Below are 21,862 nucleotides of genomic sequence, written 5' to 3'. Positions count from 1 at the left end.
CGGCGTCAGCCCTGCTCCCCCGGCAGCCGCAGGTCCCAGCCGACCAGGGCGCGCAGCTGCTCCGCGGTCACACCGTCCGGCACCGGCTGCGGAGCGTCGTGACGCAGCGGCGGCTGCCAGCCCTCGTCCTCGGTCCACCGGCGCACCACCTTGGCCGGCGCCCCGGCGACCACGCTGTGGTCCGGCACCTCACCGCGCACCACGGCGCCCGCCGCGACCACCACGTTCCGGCCGATCCGCGCCCCCGGCAGGATCACCGAGCCGGTGCCGATCCAGCTGCCCGCGCCGATCTCCACCGGCTCGTTGCGCGGCCACTGCTTGCCGATCGGCAGCTCGGTGTCCCGGTACTCGTGAGCCTGGTCGCTGATGTACACGCCGGGCCCGGTCCACACGTCGTCGCCGATGACGATCGACTGGTGGCCGACGATGTGGCTGTCCCGGCCGATCACGCAGCCACCACCGATCCGCACGATCGGATCGGGCCCGAGGTCGAGCCCGGGCAGGAACCCGGCGCTGATGGTGACCCGCTCGCCGATGATCGAGAACGGCCCGATGGTGATCCACTGCTCGTTGAACACCGCCCCGAGCGGGAAGCTGAGCGTCGTGCCGTCCCCCAGCTCGCCGAACCGGTACGGGCCGGGGTTGCGGTTGGTGACCGCACCGGTCCGCTGCACCCAGCGCCAACCCCGGTGAACGAGGCGCCCGGCGGCACGGCGGCCACCGGTCCGGACGGCTGAGACGAGGGAACGGGTTATCGGCATGCGCTCACGTTACCGGCCCGTAGCGTCCGCCCGTTCGCCGGGAGGCGTCCGGCGGAACGTCCGAAATCCGCGACCGACAGCCGACCGCGATGGAAGACTCCGCCTCATGGAGATCACCGAGCACATCGACGCGCTGCGCCGCGAGGGCACCCGGCTCGCCGAGGCCGCGGCCCGTACCGAACTGTCCGCCCCCGTACCGACCTGCCCGGAGTGGCAGCTGGCCGACCTGCTGCGACACACCGGCTCCGTCCACCGCTGGGCCACCGCCATCGTCTCCCGGGGCCTTCGGGCGCCGCTGGACGAGGCGGGCGAACAGGCAGCCATCGGGCCGCTGCCCCCGGACGCCGCGCTGCTCGACTGGTACCGCGAGGGCCATGCCGCCCTGGTGGACACGCTCACCGCGGCGCCCGCCGACCTCGAGTGCTGGAGCTTCCTGCCCTCGCCCGGCCCGCTGGCGTTCTGGGCCCGGCGCCAGGCGCACGAGACCACCATCCACCGCCATGACGCCGACGCGGCCGCCGGGGCGCCCGGTCCGGTCGTGGACACCGCGCTCGCCCTGGACGGCATCGACGAACTGGTGTGCGGCTTCCTGCCCCGCGGCCGGTCCGCGCTGCGCAGCGACCTGCCGCGTACCCTCCAGGTCCGGGCCACCGACGGTGCCGGGGCCGGAGCCGTAACGGGAGCCGCAGCCGCGGCGGACGCCGGCTCCTGGCGACTGACGATCACCCAGGAGCCGCCGACCGTCACCACCGGCGAGAGCCCCGAGCCGGCCGACCTGACCCTCACCGGCCCCGCCCACGAGCTCTACCCGCTGCTGTGGAACCGGCTCTCCCCCGAGCGGGCGGAGAAGGTCGAGGCAATCGGCGACCGGGACCTGCTCGGGCTCTGGAACGACGCGACGGCGGTCCGCTGACCGTCACACCCGCGAGGGCCCGAAGCACCCGCAAGGACCCGTGACACCCGTGACACCCATAACACCCGTGAGGACCTGAGGCGCCGACGAGGACCCGTGACACCGGCGAACGGTGGCGGCGTCCGAGCGGGCCCTGACGCCCGGGGACGGCGACGTCCCCGGGCGATCGGGCGCGGACACCCGGGAAGCCCCGCCGTCAGCGCACCCAGCGCGCGGGCCGCTTCTCCAGGAACGACCGCATGCCCTCCTGCGCCTCCTCCGAGCCGAAGAGCCGCGCCGACAGCTCCACCAGCTCGTCCGCGTCCCGCTCGAAGGAACGCACCACCTCCGCGTTGGCCAGCCGCTTCGACTCCGCCAGGCCCTGCGGGGAGCCCAGGCGCAGTGCGTCCAGCAGGCCCTTCAGCACCACGCCGGTGGACTCGGCGGAGTCGGTGGCGCTGGTGATCAGCCCGATCCGGGCCGCCTCGGCGGCGTCGAACACCTCACCGGTGAGGTAGTACCGGGAGGCGGCGCGCGGGTCCAGCTTCGGGCGCAGCGGCAGCGAGATGACGGCGGGCGCGAGACCGAGCCGCACCTCGGTGAAGGCGAAGGTCGAGGCGGGTCCGGCGACGGCGAGGTCCGCCGCGCCGACCAGGCCGAGGCCGCCGGCCCGGACGTGGCCGTCGATGACGGCGATCACCGGCTTCGCACAGTCCACGATCGCCCGCTGGAGCTCGACCAGACCGCGCGGGCCGACCGTCGGGTCCGCACCGGTCGCCTCGGAGAGGTCCGCGCCCGCGCAGAACACCTTGCCGGTGTGCCCGAGAACGACCGCGCGGACCTCGGGGTCGGCCGCGGCGGCGGCCAGCCCGGCGCGCAGCTCGGCCATCAGCCGGGTGGAGAGCGCGTTGCGGTTGTGCGGCGAGTCGAGGGTGAGCGTGGTGACGGCGTCGGCGGTGCTGACGTGGACGAGGGGCGCTGCGCTGGTCATCGGCGGGCCTGCCTTCCGGCTGAGGGTGGGTCGGACTGCGGGCGTCCGTCCGGAAGCTGCCCGGACGACGCCCGCACGACTCTGGCACGCCCACCCGCCCCTCGGCCAGAGCCGACCGCCCTGGTGGCCGGAGACGTTCCCCTCCTCCGGGCCGGGACCCGAGCCGTGAACCCGGGCTGGTAAATCCGGTGGTGGCGGTCCCCGCATCCACGGCAGCATCGTCGCCATGACCACCTCCGCCCCCGTCCTGCTGCTCGCGCCGCGCATCAACGAGACGGGCCTCCAGCTGCGCACCGCCGCCGGGCGCCGGGGCCTGCGGGCGTACACCGCGAGGTCCTGGCAGGCGCCGCCCGAGCTGCTCGACACGACGGTGCACCTCTACGGCGGACCGCTGTTCGGCGACGCCGTCGGGCGGGAGTTCGGCCTCGGCCTGCTGGAGCCGGCCGCCGACTGGCTGACCCGGCTGCCGCGCGGCCTGACCGGGCGGCGGGTCTCCTTCACCACGCTGGCCGAGGCACGCCGTCTGCGGCACCCGGCCTTCGTCAAGCCTCCGGTGGACAAGCTGTTCGCCGCCCGGGTCTACCCCGACGGCGGGGCGCTGCCGGGGCCCGCCGTCCTGGACGATGACACGCCGGCGCTGGTGAGCGAGGTGGTGCGGTTCGTGGCGGAGTACCGGCTGTTCGTACTGGACGGCGAGGTGCGGGCCGGCTCCCGGTACGCGGTCGACGGCGACCTGTCGGTGGCGCCGCTCGGACGGGAGCCCGGCGAGGCCGCCGACGCACTCGCGTTCACCGTCGACGTCCTGGCCGCGTCGGCGTCGGACGCGCCCTTGCCCAGTGCCGCCGTGGTCGACGTCGGGCGTACGGAGGAGGGCCGTTGGGCCGTGGTGGAGGCCAACGCGGCCTGGGCCAGCGGTGGGTACGCCGCCGATCCGGACGCCGTCCTGGACGTGGTGCTTCGTTCGGGTGGCCCGGCGACCCGGCTCCCCGCCGCTGACCGCCCGTTCCTGCGCGACCTGCCCGACGTGGTGCGCTGAGGGCGGCCCGCCACCGGGGCCGGGGCTTGCGGCCCCGGCGGATCGTGGCAGAGGATCCGCGCCATGACCACCTCCCACCTCACCCACATCACCGAGCCGCCCGGGGTTGCTCCGGGTACCGGCTACACCCAGGTCGTCACCGGCACCGGTCGGCTGGTCCTGGTCTCCGGCCAGGTCGCCTTCGACGAGCAGCGGAACCTGGTCGGCGAGGGAGACCCGAAGGCCCAGGCGCTACAGGTCTTCGAGAACCTGCGGCGCTGCCTGGCCGCCGCCGGGGCCGGGTTCGAGCACGTCGTGAAGCTCACGTACTTCATGACGGACATCGCCCACCTCCCGGCCATCCGTGAGGCCCGCGACGAGCACCTGGGTCCGCTTCCGGCGCCGGCCGCCTCCGCGATGCAGGTGGCGGCCCTGTTCCAGCCCGAGGTGCTGATCGAGATCGAGGCGTTCGCGATCGTCCCCGAGTAGTCGGCGCGGGCGGACAGCAGACAGGTAACAGCCGACCGATAACAGATAACAGATGACAGCTGACAGATTTCAACATCTGTCAGCTGTCATCTGTCATTCGTTCGCCCGCCCCACCCGACCTCACAGCCCGTCAATTCCCGAGTGGTACAGACCTGTTGACGCATTGGTCCAGTCCTCCTACAGTTCCCCTGCCTCGCCTCCCCACGGCGCAGGCATCGATCGCCCACGGATCAACCAAGGTTCTACGTCACCCTGTTCAACCCCCACAGCCACAGGGAGAACCATGTCCGCTCGATCCCGGGCCGGGCGCCCGCGCGTGCGCAGCAGACTGCTGGCACTGCTCTCCGTCCTGCTCCTGCCCCTCGCCGCGCTCACCGCGCTGGCCGTCCCGGCGAACGCCGCCGGAAAGCTCACCGCCACCTTCACCACCGCCGACAACGGCTCCTGGTGGCAGGGCACGTACATCGTCCGCAACGACAACGCGACCGCGGTGAGCGGCTGGACCCTGGAGTTCGACCTCCCGACCGGCGTCACCATCGGCAACAGCTACAACGGCACCGCCACCGTCAACGGCCGGCACGTCACCGCCACGGCCGCGTTCTACAACTCCACCGTCAACGCCCACAGCACCACCGAGCCGTACAGCTTCTGGTTCGTCGGCAACGGCCCGGTCTCGTCTCCGCTCAACTGCCGTGTAAACGGCGACAAGTGCGACGGCACGGCGGACGTCCCACCGTCCGCACCGGGCACCCCGACGGTCACCGAGTCCACCGCGCACACGCTCGCCCTGAGCTGGCCGGCCGCCACCGGCGGGGACTTCCCGGTCGCCTCCTACGACGTGCTGAGCGGCAGCACCGTGCTCGCCTCCGGCCCGTCCACCAGTGTGCTGGTCACCGGTCTCACCCCGGCCACCTCCTACACCCTGACCGTCCGGGCCAAGGACAGCCGCGGCAACACCGGCCCGCTCAGCGCGTCCGTCACCGCTTCCACCTTCGACCCGTCCACCGACACCTCGCCGCCCACCGCACCGGCCGACCTCCGCACGGCGGCGGTCGGTTCGTCGGAGGTGAAGCTCGCCTGGAACGCCGCCACCGACAACGTCCGGGTCGCCGCGTACGACGTCTACCGGGGCGACGCCCTAGCGGCCACGGTCACCGGCGGCACGCTCGGCGCGACCGTCGGCAGCCTCTCGCCGTCCACCACCTACACCTTCACCGTGAAGGCCCGGGACGCCGCCGACAACGCCTCGCCCGCCTCCGCCCCGCTCACCGTGACCACCTCGGACCTGGTCGGCGCCGGGAAGTACGCCCGGGTCGGCTACTTCGTCCAGTGGGGCATCTACGGCCGCCAGTACTTCGTCAAGAACCTGGACACCTCGGGCGCCGCGGCCAAGCTCGACGTCATCAACTACGCCTTCGAGAACATCGATCCGGTCAACCTGACCTGCCTGGCGGGCGTCACCAAGGGCACCAGCGGCAACCCGCAGGACCCGGACCAGGGCACCGGCGCCGGTGACGCCGACGCGGACTACGGCCGGGCGATGAGCGCCGCCCAGTCGGTGGACGGCGTGGCCGACGACGGCTGGGGCAAACTCCGCGGCAACTTCAACCAGTTGAAGAAGCTCAAGGCCAAGTACCCGAACCTGAAGGTGGTCGTCTCGCTCGGCGGCTGGACCTACTCCAAGTACTTCTCCGACGCCGCCGCCACCGACGCGTCCCGCCAGAAGTTCGTCAAGTCCTGCGTCGACACCTGGATCAAGGGCAACCTGCCGGTCTACAACGGTGCCGGCGGCGACGGCGTGGCCGCGGGGATCTTCGACGGCATCGACCTCGACTGGGAGTGGCCCGGTTCCGGCGACGGCCACCCGGGCAACCACTGGAGCGCCGACGACAAGGCCAACCTGACCCTGCTGCTGGCCGAATTCCGCAAGCAGCTGGACGCGTTGGGCGGCTCGCACAAGCTGCTCACCGCCTTCACCCCGGCCGACCCGGCGAAGGTCGCCGCCGGCTGGGACCTCTCGAAGATCTTCACCTCGCTGGACATCGCCAACGTCCAGGGCTACGACTTCCACGGCTCGGGCAGCGACAACTCCTGGGAGCCGAACCGCACCGGCCACGCCTCCAACCTCTACCCGGACCCGAACGACCCCTACACCACCCACTTCAGCGTGGACACGGCCGTCCAGACGTACCTGAACGCCGGGGTCAACCCGCGCAAGCTGACCATCGGCTTCCCGTTCTACGGGCGCGGCTGGCAGAGCGTCGCGGACGGCGGTGCGAACGGCGCCTGGCAGTCCGCGAACGGCGCCGCACCGGGCCAGTTCACCGACGAGGCCGGTACCCGCGGGTACCAGAACCTGATCACCAGCCTCTCCGGCCTCAAGGTCTACCACGACCCCAAGTCCATCGCGACGTACGGCTACACGGGAGCCGGCGGCCAGTGGTGGAGCTTCGACGACGCCTGGGCGATCTCGCAGAAGACCGCCTACCTGAAGTCGAAGAACCTGCTCGGCGGCATGATCTGGGAGATGTCCGGCGACACCCCGTCCGGCACCCTGATGTCCGCACTGGACACCGGGCTCAGGTAGTCGAAACGGGGCCGGCGCCCCTCCCCGCACTCGGGGGAGGGGCGCCGGCCCCGCGTCACGACCGCCGTCCTACCGCGAGGCCATCGACGTCAGCCGCCGCGCCGCCCGGTACTGCCGCAGCACCTGGGAGAAGGAGGTGTGCCCCTGGGTGGTCCGGGCGAAGGCCCGCCAGGCCGCCGGCACCAGGCAGACCGCCGCGTGGAACAGGTACGGCCGCCGCTCGAAGGCGCCCAGCAGCTGCTTGCCCGCGCGCATCTCCACGCCCAGCCCGGCCTTGACCGCGAACGCGTAGTTCAGCGCCTCGCGCCGCACCGCCGTCGCGTCGCCCGCCTCGGCGATCCTCACCGCCCACTCGCCGGCCAGCCGGCCCGAGCGCAGCGCGTACGAGATGCCCTCGCGGGTCCACGGCTCCAGCAGTCCGGCCGCGTCCCCGGCGACCAGCACCCGGCCGCGGGAGAGTGGCGAGTCCTCGGTCCGGCAGCGGGTCAGGTGCCCGGACTCGACCCGGGGGGTGAACCCGGACAGGCCCAGCCGGCGGATGTAGTCGGCGAGGTACTGCTTGGTCCGCTCACCGTCGCCACGGGCCGAGATGACCCCGACGGTCAGGCTGCTGGTCTCGGTCTTCGGGAACACCCAGCCGTAACTGCCGGGCAGCGGGCCCCAGTCGAGGTGGATCCGGCCCGACCAGTCGGCGGCGACCTGCGCCGGCACCGGGATCTCCGCCTCCAGGCCGAGGTCGATCTGGTCGAAGGTGACGCCGACGTGCCGGCCGATCCGGCTCGCGCTGCCGTCCGCGCCGACCACCGCGCGGGCCTCGAAGGTGCGCCCGTCCGCCGCCGTGACCAGCGCCGTCCGGTGCTCGCCGCCGCGCTGCTCGACACCGGTGACGGTCACTCCGGTGACCAGCACCGCTCCGGCCTGCTTGGCCGCCTGCACCAGGCGCAGGTCGAACTCGTCCCGGTTGACCAGGCCGAACAGCATCCGCTTGGACCGCCGGGTGCGGGTGTACCGCCCGTCGTAGGCGAAGGTGACGGCGTGCACCCGGTCCTGCAGCGGCAGCCGGAAGTCCGGCGGGAGGCTGTCCCGCGAGGGGCCGATGATGCCGCCGCCGCAGGTCTTGTACCGGGGGTGTTCGGCCTTGTCGAGCAGCAGTACCCGGCGGCCCTGGGCCGCGGCGGCGTGCGCGGCCGAGGAGCCGGCCGGTCCGGCGCCGACCACCACGACGTCCCAGACGCCGTCCAGCGGCCCGGCCGCGTCGTCGGTCGGACCGCCCTCGGCCGGGCTGTCGAGCGGGCTGCGGGAATCGGAGCTTCCGGAGTCAGTCACGTCGAGCAATCCTATGTGTCCGGCCGCGCCGGTCGAGCACGCCGCCCCCTTCACCGGCCGCCCGATTCCCCGCGGACCGGAAGGGGACCGCCGGCGTCCGACGGCGTCCGACAGGGTCCGGAAGGGTCCGCCCCGCACCCTCGGAACACCCCGTTCCGCTCCGCCTATGATCGGCATTACCGCAACCCGCCTGCTCCGCCCGCACACCACCCCTGGGCGGACCGTCTCCCCGGAGCCCCGATGTCACAGCCCCTGGCCGACGCCGTCCGGTCCCTGATGGACCGCGCCCGCACCGACCTCGCCGAACTGGTCGCCTTCCCGTCGGTCGCCGACCCGCGCCAGTTCCCGGTCGAGGAGTGCGAGAAGGCCGCGCGCTGGGTCGCCGACGCCTTCGCCGCCGAGGGCCTGACCGGCATCCGGCTGCTGGACACCCCGGACGGCACCCAGTCCGTCTACGGCGAGCTGCCCGGCCCCGAGGGCGCGCCGACCGTCCTGCTCTACTCCCACTACGACGTCCAGCCCCCGCTGGACGAGGACGCCTGGCTCAGCCCCGCGTTCGAGCTGACCGAGCGCGACGGCCGCTGGTACGGGCGCGGCGCCGCCGACTGCAAGGGCAACATCCTGATGCACCTGACCGCCCTGCGGGCGCTGCGTCAGGTCCACGGCGACGCCTACCCGGTCAGCCTGAAGATCATCGTCGAGGGCTCCGAGGAGCAGGGCACCGGCGGTCTGGAGCGCTACGCCGAGGCCCACCCCGAGCTGCTCGCCGCCGACGCCATCGTCATCGGCGACACCGGCAACTTCGCCCCCGGCCTGCCCACCGTGACCGCCTCGCTGCGCGGCATGACGATCGTCGAGGCCACGGTCACCACGCTGGCCGGCAACCTGCACTCCGGTGCCTTCGGCGGCGCCGCCCCGGACGCGCTGCAGTCCCTGGTCCGGATGCTGGCCTCGCTGCACGACGAGAACGGCGACGTCGCGGTGGCCGGTCTGACCGCCGACCAGACCTGGGAGGGCGTGCAGTACCCGGAGGAGCAGTTCCGCGCCGACGCCAAGGTGCTCGACGGCGTCGCCCTGACCGGCACCGGCACCATCGCGGACCGCCTCTGGGCCCGCCCGGCCGTCACCGTCCTCGGCATCGACGCCCCGCCGGTGATCGGCGCCACCTCCTCCGTCCAGTCCACCGCCAAGGCCCTGATCAGCCTGCGCGTCGCGCCGGGCACCGACCCGGGCGCCGCCCAGGACGCGCTGGTGGCCCACCTGGAGGCACAGGTCCCGCTCGGCGCCCACCTGACGATCGAGCGCCAGGGCAACGGCGCCCCGTTCCGCGCCGACACCAGCGGCCCGGCGTACGAGGCGATGGGCGAGGCGATGGCGGAGGCCTTCGGCACCGCGATGGTCGCCTCCGGCGAGGGCGGCTCGATCCCGCTCTGCAACACGCTGCGCTCGCTCTACCCGCAGGCCGAGATCGTGCTGATCGGCGTCGAGGAGCCGACCACCCAGATCCACGCGGTCAACGAGAGCGTCGACCCCCGGGAGCTGGAGCGGATGGCCCTCACCGAGGCGCTGTTCCTCCGCCGCTACGCCGAACTGCGCTCCGTCTGACGGACGTTCGGGGCGAGGTCCCGAGGGGCCTGCGAAGGGACGTCCGGCCGCCCGCCCCGCAACCGGCGGGCGGCCGCCAGCACCGCCGCGTAACCGACCGCGCCCACCGCGAGCCCGGCCCCGGCGCCGAAGCAGACCTCCGGCACCAGGTTCCGCCGCAGCGGGCCGAGCCGGTGCAGCACTCCGGCGGCCGTCGCCGCGCCCAGCACCGCGACGGCCGCCCGCCGGGCCCGGGGCGCGAGCCGCACGGCCGGCCGCACCGGCTCGACGGCCCGCACCGCACGCGCCCCCCAGCCGCCCAGCGCCGCCAGGGCGAGCGCCGAACTGCCGTACTGCAACGCCTCGTACAGCGGAACCCCGGCCACCTGCCGGTCCAGTACGGGCAGCAGCCGCGACCCCAGCCGGCCGCCGTGGGTGAACGCGTCCCAGCCGACGTGGGTGGCCGCGCCGATCGCCGCCGACACCGCGAACCACGCCGCACCGCCGGCCGCTCCGGTTCCTCCGAGGCCGTGGACGCCCCCGGCCCGCCGGGCGGTCAGCGCCTCGACGCCGCCCGCCCAGCGCTCGGGCAGCAGCGCCACCAGCGGCCCGCGCAGCAGCCCGTGCCAGCCGGCCACCAGCGCGCCGGCGATCGCCACGTCCAGCGTCGGCACCGCCCACCAGCGGTGCGTCAGCCCGCCGTGGCCGTACACGCCGGGCAGCAGGGACTCCGCGAAGAACGGCACGTCCGGCGCCATCGACCCGGCGACCAGCGCCGACGCCACCAGGCGCCCGCGCGCCCCGGCGGCACCCAGCAGGGGCAGGACGGCGGCGGGATGGCTCAGCGTGAACGGCATGCCTCCATCCTCCCGCCCGGGACCGCGGCGCCGCGCACCGGGAGGCGCACCACGGACCGCTCCGCCGCGACCGCCCCGAACCGGCCGCACCAGGCCGGCCACGCCGGCCGCGCCACCCGCCCGCTGCGAGCCCGCACCACCCGCCCGCTACGCGCCCGGGCCGCCCGCTACGCCGCGTCCGCCGTGCTCGCCAGCCCGACGGCCACCCGGCTCCCCGCCTCCAGGTACCGCAGCTCGCCGGTCCGCCGCGCGTCCAGCGCGGCCGCCAGCCGCCGGTACCGCCCCGGGGGCAGCAGTTCGCCGGCCTCGTCCAGGGTGACGAAGCGCCAGCTGCGCAGCTCCTCCTGCTGGAGCAGCAGGTTCTGCCGGCCCTCCGCGTCCAGCAGGCCGCCGTCGTACATCAGCCGCAGGCCGCCGCGGCGCGGGCCGGTGCGCGGCTCCCAGTCGACGGCGAGCAGGCGCAGCGTGGACGGGTCCAGACGCAGGCCCAGCTCCTCGGCGGTCTCGCGCAGGGCGGCGTCGGTCGGGGCCTCGCCGCGCTCGACCACGCCGCCGGGGAAGTCCCAGTCCGGCTTGTAGACCGGGTCGACCAGCAGCACGCGGTCCTGCTCGTCGAAGAACAGGACGGCGGAGGCCACGGTGTCCCCGGTCGGGTCCGGGGTCTGGACGATCGGACAGCGGGCGGCGCCGACCCGGACCAGTTCGGCGATCCGGTGCGCGGTCTCCCGGGGGGAGAGCTCGCTGGTGTCGATCATGCGGGCGTCGCCGACCAGCCAGCGGCGGGCGGCGCGGTACTGGGGCAGGTGTTCGAGGCACCAGGCGCGGACCCGCTCGCTGCCCTCCGGATCGCCCGGGCACTCCTCGCGGTGGGCGATGCGGTCACGCAGGATCGTTTCTTCAGGGTCCAGCACGAAGTGGTGCACCGTGATCCCGTGCGAGGCCAGGTCGCCGAAGATCTCGTCCCGGTAGTCCTCTCTCAGCAGGGTCATCGGGACCACCAGCGGGCCCCCGACCTCACCGAGCAGCGCCGCCGCCGTCTCGGGGACGAGCCGGCGCCAGGCCGCCAGGTCCTGGAAGTCGGACACCGTCGCCAACCGGTCGACCGGAAGCATCCGGCGCAGGCCGAAGCCCACCAGCTCGGGATCGAAGAGCACGCTCCCGGGCAGCAGTTCCACCAGCTCGCGGCAGGCGCTCGTCTTGCCCGCCCCGAATGTGCCATTGACCCAGACGATCACAACGTCCCCTGCCCTCGACTTCCCCCGATGCGGTTCGCACCGGGCAGCGCCCCCGTTGGTCGAACCAGCGCCACCCGTGGTGGTACCCGCGCCACGCCGCTCCCCATGCCTCGTCGGCGCGCCCGCCCGCACGCCCCGAGCTGCCCCGTGACAGCGGCATGTGCCCAGGTCAGGCGCCCGTGGTCTGAATATGCAGACCGGTCTACATCAAAATTGCACCCCTTCACTACCGCTAGGGCACAGGGCGCCTGACGGGCCGACCTACCGCGCACGCCCCGCTCGTACGCTCCGCACGCCCCCACCCGTACACCCCGTGCCCCCGTGTGCGCGCCCCGCACCGCCCCGCACTCGTCCCGTGCTCGCGCTGCGCCCGCCCGCCACCGCCCGACGGCTTGCGCCGCCCGCTCCCCGCCGCGTACAGAGGAGCGATGAAGCTGCTCCCCGTCGGTCGCGTGATCGTCATCGGCTCGGTCAACACGGACCGCGTCCTCCGCTGCCCCGTACTCCCCTCCCCCGGCGAGACCGTCCTGGCCACCGCCGCCACCCGGGGCTTCGGCGGCAAGGGGGCCAACCAGGCGGTGGCGGCGGCCCGGATGGGCGCGGCGACGCACCTGGTCGCCAAGGTCGGGCTGGACGCGGAGGGCGAGGCGGCGCGTGCCGATCTACACAGCGCGCAGGTCGAGACTGGCGCCGTGCTCACCCACCCGGACGCGCCCACCGGTCAAGCGATCGTCATGGTCGACCCGTCCGGGGAGAACAGCATCGTCGTCGTGCCCGGCGCCAATGCCCACCTCACCCCGGAGGAGGTCACCGCCGCCCTCGGCCGCCTCCGCCTGCTCCCCGTCGACGTGATCCTGACCAGCAATGAGGTCCCCGAGGAGTGCATCCGGGCGACCGCCGCCGCCCTGCCCGCCGCGGGCCCCTCCGGCGGCACCCTCTGGCTGCACGACACCGCTCCCGCCGGCGCCCTGCCGGAAGCCGGCCCCACCGGACGCCGTCCGTTGATCGTCGCGAACGCCGTCGAGGCCCGCCGGCTCACCGGAGCCCCCGACGTCACCGAGGCCGCCCGGGTCCTGGCCCTACGTGCCGAGGGCGCCGTGGTCACCCTGGGCGGTGAGGGCGCGCTGGTCGCCGTGGACGGGACGACGGCCCACCTGCCCGCCCCGGCCGTCCGGGTGGTCGACACCACCGGCGCCGGCGACGTCTTCTGCGGCGCCCTCGCCGCCGGGCTCGCCCGCGGCGCCGAGCTGCCCGACGCGGCCGCCACCGCCGTCGCGGCCGGCGCCTTCGCCGTCACCGGCCTCGCCGCCCGCGGCGCCCTGCCCCGCCCGACGGACCTCTGACCACACGTCGGCGGCACGACGCCCGTCAGGGACGCGCCCCTCGGAACGTCGAGGTACCCCCCGGAATGCCCGTCGGGGGCACCCGGCGGACCCGGTGCCCCCGACGGGCGGACGACGGCCCCGCTACGGACGCCCCATGAACGACGGGTAGTAGCCGCTGCTGATCGCCGAGGTCCGGACGTTGGTCCCGGGCCGCGCGGCCTCGACGTACCGGTTGCCGCCCAGGTAGATCGCCACGTGCTGGATGCCGCGCGCGGTCCCGTCCGGCGACCAGAACAGCAGGTCACCGCGGCGCAACTGGCTCGCGCTGACCGGCGTGGTCGCCGCGTACTGGTCGTTCGCCACGCGCGGCAGGTCGATCCCGCCGCGCCGGAAGGACTGCTGCACCAGGCCCGAGCAGTCGTAGCCGTCCGGCCCGTTGCCGGCCCGGCGGAACGGTACGCCCAGCTGGGAGAGCGCGAACTGCACGGCGGTCTCGACGTCCCGGTCCTCCGCGACCGAGTCCTCGGAGTGGCCCGAGCCCGCGGACCCCGAGGAGGAGCCGCCACCGGTTCGATCCAGGTAGACGTCGTAGTGCGAGGTCCAGCGCCACTCGCCCTTGCTGTTGCGGAACCAGTAGCGCGAGCCGTCCCAGCCCTGCTTGATCCCGCCGGAGGACCTGGTGCCGGCCTTGGCGGCGGACGCGGAGCCGCCCCCGGTCCGGGCCGCGTACACGTTGTAGTGCGAGGTCCAGCGCCACTGCCCCTGACTGTTCTTGAACCAGTACCGCGAGCCGTCCCACCCGGCGTGCGCCGGGGCGGGCTCGGCGGCCGCGGGGCTGACGCCGGTGCCGAGGCCGATCACGCCCGCGCCGGTCGCGATCACGGCCACCATGCCTATCCCCCGACGGAGCCGCGCGGGGCGGGACGGACGGGAGGAGCGGACGGCGGCAGCGTCCTGCTGCCCGGTCGGTTCGCCGGCGGCCTCCGGCGCGCCGGTGTTGACGGTGGTCATCGTGCTGACTTCCTTCACTGCTGCGGATCGCTGCGGACTGCAGCGGGTTCTGTGACCGGCCACGAATGGCCGTGCTTGTCGGCAGAGCCCCCGCCCGGCACGCTGCGGTTTCCGGTCCTGCGACCGGAAGCCGCGGCGTGTCGTCCGGGGGGTTCGGTTCTGCCTGCGTGTCACGTTAGGCACGCGTCCGCTCACCGCGCGCAGTGGAGTGCGCCAATGGAAGGGTCACGGGTGGTGAGCACCGACGGCGCATCAGGGTGAACACCCGTCATCCGAGGGGCCGTCCGGAGCCCCCGCCGTCAGCGGCCGCCGGCCTCCGCCAGCAACTGCTTCTTCAGCACCTTTCCCAGCGCGTTCCTGGGCAGTTCGGGCACCAGGACGACCCGGCGCGGCCGCTTGTGCACCGAGAGCCGCTCCGCCACGAAGGCCGTCAGCTGGTCCCCCGTCACGGCGCCGTCCGCGATGACGTACGCGACGATCGCCTGTCCGAGGTCCTCGTCCGGCACGCCGACCACGGCCGCGTCGGCGACCGCCGGGTGGTCGCGCAGCGCGGCCTCCACCTCGCCCGCGCCGATCCGGTAGCCGCCGCTCTTGATCAGGTCCACCGAGGCGCGGCCGACGATCCGGTGGAAGCCGTCCGCCCCGATCACCGCGACGTCGCCGGTGCGGAACCAGCCGTCCGCCGTCCACGCCTCGGCGTCCGCGTCCGGCCGGTTGAGGTAACCGCTGAACAGCGTCGGGCCGCAGACCTGGAGTTCGCCCACGCTCTGCCCGTCGCTCGGCACCGGCGCGCCGTCCTCGCCGACCAGCCGGGTACGGACCCCGTCCACCGGCAGCCCGACGCTGCCGGGGCGCCGCTCGCCGTCCGCCCGGGTGCTGACGGTGATCAGCGACTCGGTCATCCCGTACCGCTCGATCGGGGCGTGCCCGGTGAGCGCCGCCAGCTTCTCGAACACCGGGACGGGCAGCGGCGCGCTGCCGGAGACCAGCAGCCGGGCCGGGGCGAGCCGGGCCGCCGCCTCCGGGTCCGCCGCCAGCCGGGACCAGACGGTGGGCACCCCGAAGTACAGGCTGCCGCCCGCCGCCGCGTACCCCTCCGGGGTGGGCCGCCCGGTGTGCACCAGGGCGCTGCCGGTGCGCAGGGCGCCGAGCACCCCGAGCAGCAGCCCGTGCACGTGGAACAGCGGCAGGCCGTGCACCAGGGTGTCCTCGGCGGTCCACTGCCAGGCGGCGGCCAGGGCGTCCAGGTCGGCGGCGACCGCCTCGCGCCGGATCACCACGCCCTTGGGCGCGCCGGTGGTGCCGGAGGTGTAGAGCACGAAGCCGGTCGACCCGGGGGCCGGCTCGGCGAAGGTGGTGGCTGAGCGCTGCGCGGGGTCGACCGGCAGCCCCGCCACCTGGGTGTCCGGCGGCGCCTCCCCGACGGCGTGCGCGAGCAGCGCCGCGCCCGAGTCGCGCAGGATGTGCTCGCGCTCCTTGGACCCCGAGTCGGGCGGCAGCGGCACCACCGGGACGCCCGCCAGCAGGCCGCCGACCACGGCGGTGACGGTCTCGACGGTGGGCCGGGCGAGCACCGCGAGCGCCGGGGCACCGGCCACCCGGTCGGCGACGGCGGTCGCCGCGCCCAGCAGGTCCTCCCGGGAGAGCGTCCGACCGTCGATCCGCAGCGCGTCCGCCGCGTCGCCGAAACCGCCCTGAAGTGCCGTCAGCAGTGCCATGCCACCGTCCTCGCCTCGTCCCACGCCACCGCGCCCGGTCGTCCCGGAGCGCGCTCGCCTCACGCGTCCGCCTCCGCGTCACGCGTCGGCGCCGACTCTACGGGCCGCCGCCCCGCCCGCCGCGTCCCGGGAACGACGGGCCGGGCCGCGGAGGAGGGCGAACCACCGGGTACGCCGGAGGGCGTGGCACCGAGTCCCCCTCGGTGCCACGCCCTCCGTCGTCGTCCGGAGATCAGGCCTTGCGGGCCTTCACCTCGGCGGTGAGCTGCGGCAGCACCTGGAAGAGGTCGCCGACCACGCCGTAGTCGACCAGTTCGAAGATCGGGGCCTCGGGGTCCTTGTTGACGGCCACGATGGTCTTCGAGGTCTGCATGCCGGCCCGGTGCTGGATCGCACCGGAGATGCCCGCCGCGACGTAGAGCTGCGGGGAGACCTGCTTGCCGGTCTGGCCGACCTGGCTGCTGTGCGGGTACCAGCCGGCGTCCACGGCGGCGCGCGAGGCGCCGACGGCCGCGCCGAGCGCGTCCGCGAGCTCCTCGACCACGCCGAAGCCCTCGGCGGCACCGACACCGCGGCCGCCGGAGACCACGATGGCGGCCTCGGTCAGCTCGGGACGGCCGGAGGACACCCGCGGGGTGCGGGAGGTGACCTTGGCGGCGTTGCCGGTGAACTCGACGGCGACGTTCTCCACGGCGCCGGCGGCCGGAGCGGCCTCCGGGGCGACGGCGTTCGGCTTGACGGTGATGACCGGCGCGCCCTTGGTGACCTTGGACTTCACCTGGAAGGACGCGGCGAACACCGACTGGGTGGCGACCGGACCGCCGTCGCCGGCCTCCAGGTCGACGGCGTCGGTGATGATGCCGGAGCCGATCCGCAGCGCGACGCGGGCGGCGACCTCCTTGCCCTCGCCGGAGGAGGTGACCAGCACGGCGGCGGCGTCGCTGGCCTTGGCGATCTGGGCCAGGGCGTCCACCTTGGGGACGACCAGCTGGTCGGTGAACTCGGCGCCGTCGGCGACGTACACCTTCGCCGCGCCGAACTCGCCGGCCTTGGCGGCGATGTCGGCCGCGGCCGCACCGGCGCCCAGGACGACGGCGGACGGCTCGCCGATGCGGCGGGCCAGGGTCAGCAGCTCCAGGGCCGGCTTGCGGACCACACCGTCGGCGTGGTCCACCAGAACCAGGATCTCAGCCATGATTCGTTGCTCCTGATCGATCGTTGGATGCGCGAACGGGTGGGACTAGATGAACTTCTGGTCGGCGAGGAAGGTCGCGAGCGCCTTGCCGCCCTCGCCCTCGTCCTTGACGACCGTGCCCGCGGTGCGCGCCGGGCGCGCCGCCACCGACTCGACCGCCGTCCACGAACCCGCCAGGCCGACCTCGTCCGCCTCGATGCCCAGGTCGTCCAGGTCCAGCGACTGCACCGGCTTCTTCTTCGCCGCCATGATCCCCTTGAACGACGGGTAGCGGGCCTCGCCCGACTGGTCCGTCACCGAGACCACGGCCGGCAGCGGAGCCTCCACCAGCTCGGTCGCCGCGTCACCGTCACGACGGCCCCTCACCACGCCGCCCTCGACCGACACCTCCGACAGCAGCGTCACCTGCGGCACGCCCAGACGCTCCGCCAGCAGCGCCGGCAGCACACCCATCGTGCCGTCCGTCGACGCCATACCACCGATCACCAGGTCGAACCCGGTCCGCTCCAGCGCCTTCGCCAGGATCGCCGACGTCCCGATCACATCGGAGCCGTGGATGTCGTCGTCGTTCACGTGCACGGCCTTGTCCGCACCCATCGACAGCGCCTTGCGCAGCGCGTCCTTGGCGTCGTCCGGCCCGACCGTCAGCACCGTGACCTCGGCACCCTCGTTCGCCTCCGCGATCCGCAGCGCCTGCTCCACGCCGTACTCGTCGAGCTCCGACAGGAGGCCGTCCACACCCTCCCGGTCGGTGGTGTGGTCGTCCGCGAAACGACGGTCACCCGTCGCGTCCGGCACGTACTTCACACAGACAACGATCCTCAAGCTCACGGCCTTGTCTCCTGTACTGGTCTCGTCCGGCGGCTGCGGCGGTGCAAGCGGGCGCGAACACGGCACGCACCCGCTCCGGGCAGCGAATTCCCGTGCCGGTCCGGAACTTCCTGGCAGCATACTCGCCATAGCGCAGTGGTCACTACTGGCCAGTAGCTTATGCCGTACGGCTGCTCCCGCCGCCTGCGCCCATCCTGCCCCAGCCGGGGGCCGACTCCACCCGACGGGGCGCAACACGTGCGGCCGGACCGCTCACACCGCGGCCCTCACCACGCCTCACACCACGCGGCCGAGCGCCGCGATCACGTCCACCCTGCGCGGCTGACCCGCCGCCCGCCGCACCACCCGGCCCGACCCGTCCAGCACCAGGACGGTCGGCGTGCGCCGCACCTCCAGCCGACGGACCAGCTCCAGCCGCTCCTCGGCGTCCACCTCGACGTGCTCGACCCCGTCGACCATCCCGGCCACCTCGGAGAGCACCCGCCGGGTGGCCCGGCAGGGCTGGCAGAACGCCGTCGAGAACTGCACCAGCGTCGCCCGCGCGCCGAGCGGCCCGCCCAGCTCGGCCTCCGACAGCCGTACCGCCCCGTCCTCGCTGCTCAACCCCGACCCTCCTGTCGCTCCCGGCCCACGTCCGGCCGGTCCCGGCCGCCGTCGAGCCACCACAACGCACGCCGCGGGCCGGGTCATCCCTCCAGTCTGCGGCAGCGCCGGCGGGGCCCGAAACCCGGTCGACCACCGGGGCAGGGCCGCGTACGATCGGCCGGTGGACTCCGACTGTCGCCCAACGCCGCTTCCGGTCCGCCGACGCGTCCTCGGCCCGGCCCGGGCCACCGTCCACCGACGACGCTGACGCCCCACCGCTGCCGCTGTCCGTCGCGACCCCCCGGAGCCCCCGTTGCAGACCGATACTCGCGGCCCCCGCTTAGCCGCAGCGCTCAGCTCGATCGTCCTCGCCGTCGTCCTGCGCACCGGCAACTGCCCCCTGCTGGCCGCCCAGACACTGGTCTTCGCGCTCGGCGCGTTCGGCGGCCTGCGCCTGGCCCCCTACGTCCGGCTGTTCCAACTGCTGGTGCTCCCCCGGCTCGCGCCGCCCTCCGCGACCGAGGACGAACGCCCGCTCCGCTTCGACCAGGGCGTCCTCGCGGTGTTCGCCGCGGTCGGCGCCCTCGGCTACTACGCCGACGTGACCTGGCTCGGTGTGCTGGCCGGCTCGGCCGCCCTCGCCGCCGCCTTCGCCAACGCGGCGTTCGGCTACTGCGTGGGCTGCGAGCTCTACCCCCTGGTCCGGCGCGCCCAGGGCCGCCTCACCGCCGGCGCCTGATGCGCGGCACGGAAAAAGTTCCCGTGGGAATTCATCACGGACATCACACCGCCAAAATTCGCTTGACCGCACGCCTCAGGTGACAGCGGGCACTCGTTCGGGGGATCATCTCCGTGAATCACCCGTGACCGCCGCGGCGTGCCGTGCTCCGGTCGGCACCGCCCGCGCAACGGAGCGGGTACCCGCCGAACCGGGCTCCGGCCCGTGGAAGTCAGGACTGACCGTGGCAGAGTTCGTGTATCCGCCGGTGATCGGCGCCGCACTCACCGCCTTCCGCGCGCTCGACGTGCGGATCAAGATCGTGGGCGCCGAACACATCCCCGCCAGGGGGGGAGCAGTACTGGTCAGCAACCACATCAGCTACCTGGACTTCCTCTTCGCGGGCCTCGGCGCGTACCGCGGCGGCAAGCGCAAGACCCGCTTCATGGCCAAGGACGACGTCTTCAAGCACCGGATCTCCGGCCCGCTGATGCGCGGCATGAAGCACATCCCGGTGGACCGCACCGACGGCCAGCCCGCGTACGAGGCCGCCGTGCGCGCCCTCAAGGCCGGCGAGGTGGTCGGGGTGTTCCCCGAGGCGACCATCAGCCGCTCGTTCATGCTGAAGAAGTTCAAGACCGGCGCCGCCCGGATGGCCGCCGACTCCGGCACCCCGCTGCTGCCCGTGGTCCTCTGGGGCACCCAGCAGCTCTGGACCAAGGGCCGCCCGAAGACCCTCACCAAGCGGCACGTCCCGGTCACCATCATGATCGGCGAACCGATCCACCTCGGGCCGGACGACAAGCCCGTGATGGTCACCCGGCGGCTGCGCGCCGCCATGAGCGAGATGCTCGACAAGGCCCAGCGCGAGTACCCCGGCAAGCCCTCCGGCCCGGACGACAGCTGGTGGCTGCCCGCCCAGCTCGGCGGCACCGCGCCCACCCTGGAGGTCGCCGAGGCCGAGGAGGAGGCGGAGGCCCTCGCCAAGGCCGAGCGCCGCGCCGCCCGGGACTGACTCCTCCTCTCCGCCCGCCACGCCTACTCCGTGCGATCGAGCGAGCGCGCTCCGTCGCGTGTCGCCCGGCCGCCGACGCTCCCCGTCTGACACAGTGACAGCTCCTTTCAGGGGCCTTCGTCCTGAATCCGCGGCGGGGGCACACGTCGGAGTGGTCGAAGGCTCGGAGGCGGAGATGGCACCTATCACCACCGGAACACGGCAGTCACCAACGGGCAGGGCCCGCACCCGCGCGAGCGCCGGTGCGGGCCTTCTGCTCCTGGGCACCCTGCTCACCGGCTGCGGAGCCGAACCCGGGGAGATCCCGCTCTCGGAGATCCGGCCGGAGATCCCCAGCGCCACCCCCGAGGCGACAGCCGCAAGCCCCGGAGCGATCCCCGGGGTGATCGGCGCGGCCGACGGAGTTCCCGCGGCCGCCGTGCACAACGGTCTGATCGTCAGCCGCGCCTACACCGACGCCTCCCGCACCAGCAGCGCGATCGTCACCTTCTCCCCCGACGGCACCGGCCAGCACCAGGTCACCCAGCCGCCGGCCCGCGCCCTCGACGACCGCCCGGACTGGTCCCCCGACGGCGCCACCATCGCCTTCGACCGCACCGACCCGCAGACCGGTGCTGCCCGGCTCTGGACCGTCCCCGCCACCGGCGGCACCGAGCACCAGGTCAGCCCGCTGTGCGAGAGCGGCACCGCCGACTGCGCCAACGAGGACGAGCGCGCCCCCGCCTTCTCCCCGAACGGCAAGCAGGTCGCCTTCAGCCGTTCGTGGGGCGCCGTGGACGCGGCCGGCAGCCACCAGATCCAGTACTCGGACCTCTACCTGATGAGCCCCGAGGGCACCGACGTCCAGCGGCTCACCTTCCTCACCAACGACAAGCCCTACTCCGGCGCGGTCAGCAACCCCAGCTGGTCCCCCGACGGCAAGCAGCTCACCTTCGAGTACCGGACCAGCGCCACCGGGCAGCCCGCCAACAGCCGCGCCATCTACGTCGTCAGCGCGGACGGCACCGGCCTGCGCCAGCTCACCCCCTGGGAACTGCGCGCCGGCGACCGGGCGGACTGGTCCCCCGACGGCACCCAGATCCTCTTCACCACCTACCCGGCCGGCCCCGACAACGCCCCCGGCGGCGGCATCTACACCGTCCACCCCGACGGCAGCGCCATCGGCGCCCTGACCCCCGCGCCCTCGGACGTCTTCTACGGCACGGCCGCCTACGCGCCCGACGGCAAGTCCATCGTCTTCGCCCAGGCCCCCGCGGGCGCCGGGGCCGACCTCTACAGCATGCGAGCGGACGGTACGGGCGTCGTCCGCCTCACCAACAGCGCGGACAAGTGGCTCAGCCGGCCGGCCTGGGGGACGGCGGACGGCTCGGCCGCTCCTGCCGAACAGGCTCAGGCAACGGGCCAGGCGTCGGCCCGCCCCTCGGATCGGCCTTCCGACCAGCCCTCGGGTCAGGCTTCGAGCCAGGCGTCCGAAGCACCCCAGGCGCCCCGGCCCGGTGCCCAGCAGCCCGCGCAGGCCCAGGGACAGGGGGCCACCGAACAGCCGCGGCCCGGGACGGAATCCGAGTCCGAGTCCGATTCCGGAGCCGATTCCGGAGCCGGCTCCGAGTCCGACGAATAGATCGTCCGGCTCCGGAAACGCGAAGAACCCCCATCCGGAAACCGGATGGGGGTTCTTCAGCAATGATTGTTCGGCGGCGTCCTACTCTCCCACAGGGTCCCCCCTG

At 74.0% G+C, this 21,862-nt stretch carries 19 protein-coding genes; 9 read left to right on the top strand and 10 right to left on the bottom strand.

Annotated features, from left to right (window positions below; genetic code table 11):
* Nucleotides 1-5: 5 nt before the first annotated feature.
* Complete coding sequence (locus tag ACZ7RU_RS34220; RefSeq protein WP_470344884.1) at nucleotides 6-761, bottom strand: acyltransferase; 756 nt, start codon at nucleotides 759-761, stop codon at nucleotides 6-8.
* 106 nt (nucleotides 762-867) lie between these two features.
* Here ACZ7RU_RS34220 and ACZ7RU_RS34215 point away from each other — a divergent pair, with 106 nt between their 5' ends.
* Nucleotides 868-1,674 carry a maleylpyruvate isomerase N-terminal domain-containing protein gene (locus ACZ7RU_RS34215; protein WP_470344883.1) on the top strand — a complete coding sequence of 269 codons (807 nt, stop codon included), beginning with the start codon at nucleotides 868-870 and terminating at the stop codon, nucleotides 1,672-1,674.
* Nucleotides 1,675-1,870: 196 nt separating this feature from the next.
* Here ACZ7RU_RS34215 and ACZ7RU_RS34210 read toward each other — a convergent pair whose 3' ends face one another.
* Nucleotides 1,871-2,644: an enoyl-CoA hydratase family protein gene (locus ACZ7RU_RS34210; protein WP_470344882.1), complete on the bottom strand. Its 774-nt coding sequence runs from the start codon at nucleotides 2,642-2,644 to the stop codon at nucleotides 1,871-1,873.
* Nucleotides 2,645-2,870: 226 nt separating this feature from the next.
* On the opposite strand from ACZ7RU_RS34210, the gene ACZ7RU_RS34205 reads away from it, so the two are divergent.
* From ACZ7RU_RS34205 to ACZ7RU_RS34195, 3 genes are all read left to right on the top strand, one after another.
* Nucleotides 2,871-3,680, top strand: a complete 810-nt coding sequence (locus ACZ7RU_RS34205; protein WP_470344881.1) for an ATP-grasp domain-containing protein — start codon at nucleotides 2,871-2,873, stop codon at nucleotides 3,678-3,680.
* Between the two features lie 63 nt (nucleotides 3,681-3,743).
* Nucleotides 3,744-4,148 (top strand): RidA family protein, encoded by a 405-nt coding sequence (locus tag ACZ7RU_RS34200; RefSeq protein ID WP_470344880.1) that lies wholly within the window; start codon nucleotides 3,744-3,746, stop codon nucleotides 4,146-4,148.
* Nucleotides 4,149-4,431: 283 nt separating this feature from the next.
* Entirely contained in the window at nucleotides 4,432-6,735 is a 2,304-nt protein-coding gene (locus tag ACZ7RU_RS34195) for a glycosyl hydrolase family 18 protein (protein WP_470344879.1), read from the top strand.
* Nucleotides 6,736-6,804: 69 nt separating this feature from the next.
* Here the strand turns inward: ACZ7RU_RS34195 and ACZ7RU_RS34190 are convergent, their stop codons facing one another.
* On the bottom strand, nucleotides 6,805-8,061 hold the full coding sequence (locus ACZ7RU_RS34190; protein ID WP_470344878.1) for a geranylgeranyl reductase family protein: 1,257 nt from the start codon (nucleotides 8,059-8,061) through the stop codon (nucleotides 6,805-6,807).
* A gap of 240 nt (nucleotides 8,062-8,301) precedes the next feature.
* Between ACZ7RU_RS34190 and ACZ7RU_RS34185 the strand changes: the two genes are divergently transcribed.
* Nucleotides 8,302-9,666 carry a M20/M25/M40 family metallo-hydrolase gene (locus ACZ7RU_RS34185; protein WP_470344877.1) on the top strand — a complete coding sequence of 455 codons (1,365 nt, stop codon included), beginning with the start codon at nucleotides 8,302-8,304 and terminating at the stop codon, nucleotides 9,664-9,666.
* On the opposite strand, the gene ACZ7RU_RS34180 is transcribed toward ACZ7RU_RS34185, so the two are convergent.
* Together ACZ7RU_RS34180 and ACZ7RU_RS34175 are read right to left on the bottom strand one after the other, a co-directional pair.
* Entirely contained in the window at nucleotides 9,642-10,502 is an 861-nt protein-coding gene (locus tag ACZ7RU_RS34180; protein WP_470344876.1) for a DUF4184 family protein, read from the bottom strand. The two genes, ACZ7RU_RS34185 and ACZ7RU_RS34180, sit on opposite strands and share 25 nt — an antisense overlap.
* 167 nt (nucleotides 10,503-10,669) lie before the next feature.
* Nucleotides 10,670-11,737, bottom strand: a complete 1,068-nt coding sequence (locus tag ACZ7RU_RS34175; protein ID WP_470344875.1) for an NUDIX hydrolase — start codon at nucleotides 11,735-11,737, stop codon at nucleotides 10,670-10,672.
* A gap of 428 nt (nucleotides 11,738-12,165) precedes the next feature.
* On the opposite strand from ACZ7RU_RS34175, the gene ACZ7RU_RS34170 reads away from it, so the two are divergent.
* Nucleotides 12,166-13,080, top strand: a complete 915-nt coding sequence (locus tag ACZ7RU_RS34170) for a PfkB family carbohydrate kinase (protein ID WP_470344874.1) — start codon at nucleotides 12,166-12,168, stop codon at nucleotides 13,078-13,080.
* A 123-nt stretch (nucleotides 13,081-13,203) separates the two neighbouring features.
* Here ACZ7RU_RS34170 and ACZ7RU_RS34165 read toward each other — a convergent pair whose 3' ends face one another.
* The 5 genes from ACZ7RU_RS34165 to ACZ7RU_RS34145 form a co-directional block, all read right to left on the bottom strand.
* The gene (locus ACZ7RU_RS34165) at nucleotides 13,204-14,073 is read right to left on the bottom strand and encodes a C40 family peptidase (RefSeq protein WP_470344873.1); all 870 of its coding nucleotides are present in this window, start codon (nucleotides 14,071-14,073) and stop codon (nucleotides 13,204-13,206) included.
* A 299-nt stretch (nucleotides 14,074-14,372) separates the two neighbouring features.
* Nucleotides 14,373-15,791 carry an acyl-CoA synthetase gene (locus ACZ7RU_RS34160; RefSeq protein ID WP_470344872.1) on the bottom strand — a complete coding sequence of 473 codons (1,419 nt, stop codon included), beginning with the start codon at nucleotides 15,789-15,791 and terminating at the stop codon, nucleotides 14,373-14,375.
* A 232-nt stretch (nucleotides 15,792-16,023) separates the two neighbouring features.
* Nucleotides 16,024-16,986, bottom strand: a complete 963-nt coding sequence (locus ACZ7RU_RS34155; protein WP_470344871.1) for an electron transfer flavoprotein subunit alpha/FixB family protein — start codon at nucleotides 16,984-16,986, stop codon at nucleotides 16,024-16,026.
* A 45-nt stretch (nucleotides 16,987-17,031) separates the two neighbouring features.
* Entirely contained in the window at nucleotides 17,032-17,817 is a 786-nt protein-coding gene (locus ACZ7RU_RS34150; protein ID WP_470344870.1) for an electron transfer flavoprotein subunit beta/FixA family protein, read from the bottom strand.
* A 276-nt stretch (nucleotides 17,818-18,093) separates the two neighbouring features.
* Nucleotides 18,094-18,420: a thioredoxin family protein gene (locus tag ACZ7RU_RS34145; RefSeq protein WP_470344869.1), complete on the bottom strand. Its 327-nt coding sequence runs from the start codon at nucleotides 18,418-18,420 to the stop codon at nucleotides 18,094-18,096.
* Nucleotides 18,421-18,715: 295 nt separating this feature from the next.
* On the opposite strand from ACZ7RU_RS34145, the gene ACZ7RU_RS34140 reads away from it, so the two are divergent.
* From ACZ7RU_RS34140 to ACZ7RU_RS34130, 3 genes are all read left to right on the top strand, one after another.
* A complete protein-coding gene (locus ACZ7RU_RS34140; protein WP_470344868.1) occupies nucleotides 18,716-19,141 on the top strand; it encodes a DUF4395 domain-containing protein in 426 nt (141 codons plus the stop codon).
* A gap of 223 nt (nucleotides 19,142-19,364) precedes the next feature.
* On the top strand, nucleotides 19,365-20,135 hold the full coding sequence (locus ACZ7RU_RS34135; protein WP_470344867.1) for a lysophospholipid acyltransferase family protein: 771 nt from the start codon (nucleotides 19,365-19,367) through the stop codon (nucleotides 20,133-20,135).
* A gap of 175 nt (nucleotides 20,136-20,310) precedes the next feature.
* Nucleotides 20,311-21,756 (top strand): hypothetical protein, encoded by a 1,446-nt coding sequence (locus ACZ7RU_RS34130; RefSeq protein ID WP_470344866.1) that lies wholly within the window; start codon nucleotides 20,311-20,313, stop codon nucleotides 21,754-21,756.
* The last annotated feature ends 106 nt before the right edge of the window (nucleotides 21,757-21,862 follow it).

Source organism: Kitasatospora sp. NPDC114501, assembly GCF_055633695.1.
This window is presented reverse-complemented; position numbering and strand designations above follow the sequence as displayed.

What these genes read in the sequence shown, in the direction of transcription:
- ACZ7RU_RS34220 (WP_470344884.1), bottom strand. Translation starts at nt 761, where the DNA reads ATGCCGATAACCCGTTCCCTCGTCTCAGCCGTCCGGACCGGTGGCCGC.
- ACZ7RU_RS34215 (WP_470344883.1), top strand. Translation starts at nt 868, where the DNA reads ATGGAGATCACCGAGCACATCGACGCGCTGCGCCGCGAGGGCACCCGG.
- ACZ7RU_RS34210 (WP_470344882.1), bottom strand. Translation starts at nt 2,644, where the DNA reads ATGACCAGCGCAGCGCCCCTCGTCCACGTCAGCACCGCCGACGCCGTC.
- ACZ7RU_RS34205 (WP_470344881.1), top strand. Translation starts at nt 2,871, where the DNA reads ATGACCACCTCCGCCCCCGTCCTGCTGCTCGCGCCGCGCATCAACGAG.
- ACZ7RU_RS34200 (WP_470344880.1), top strand. Translation starts at nt 3,744, where the DNA reads ATGACCACCTCCCACCTCACCCACATCACCGAGCCGCCCGGGGTTGCT.
- ACZ7RU_RS34195 (WP_470344879.1), top strand. Translation starts at nt 4,432, where the DNA reads ATGTCCGCTCGATCCCGGGCCGGGCGCCCGCGCGTGCGCAGCAGACTG.
- ACZ7RU_RS34185 (WP_470344877.1), top strand. Translation starts at nt 8,302, where the DNA reads ATGTCACAGCCCCTGGCCGACGCCGTCCGGTCCCTGATGGACCGCGCC.
- ACZ7RU_RS34180 (WP_470344876.1), bottom strand. Translation starts at nt 10,502, where the DNA reads ATGCCGTTCACGCTGAGCCATCCCGCCGCCGTCCTGCCCCTGCTGGGT.
- ACZ7RU_RS34170 (WP_470344874.1), top strand. Translation starts at nt 12,166, where the DNA reads ATGAAGCTGCTCCCCGTCGGTCGCGTGATCGTCATCGGCTCGGTCAAC.
- ACZ7RU_RS34165 (WP_470344873.1), bottom strand. Translation starts at nt 14,073, where the DNA reads ATGACCACCGTCAACACCGGCGCGCCGGAGGCCGCCGGCGAACCGACC.
- ACZ7RU_RS34160 (WP_470344872.1), bottom strand. Translation starts at nt 15,791, where the DNA reads ATGGCACTGCTGACGGCACTTCAGGGCGGTTTCGGCGACGCGGCGGAC.
- ACZ7RU_RS34155 (WP_470344871.1), bottom strand. Translation starts at nt 16,986, where the DNA reads ATGGCTGAGATCCTGGTTCTGGTGGACCACGCCGACGGTGTGGTCCGC.
- ACZ7RU_RS34130 (WP_470344866.1), top strand. Translation starts at nt 20,311, where the DNA reads ATGGCACCTATCACCACCGGAACACGGCAGTCACCAACGGGCAGGGCC.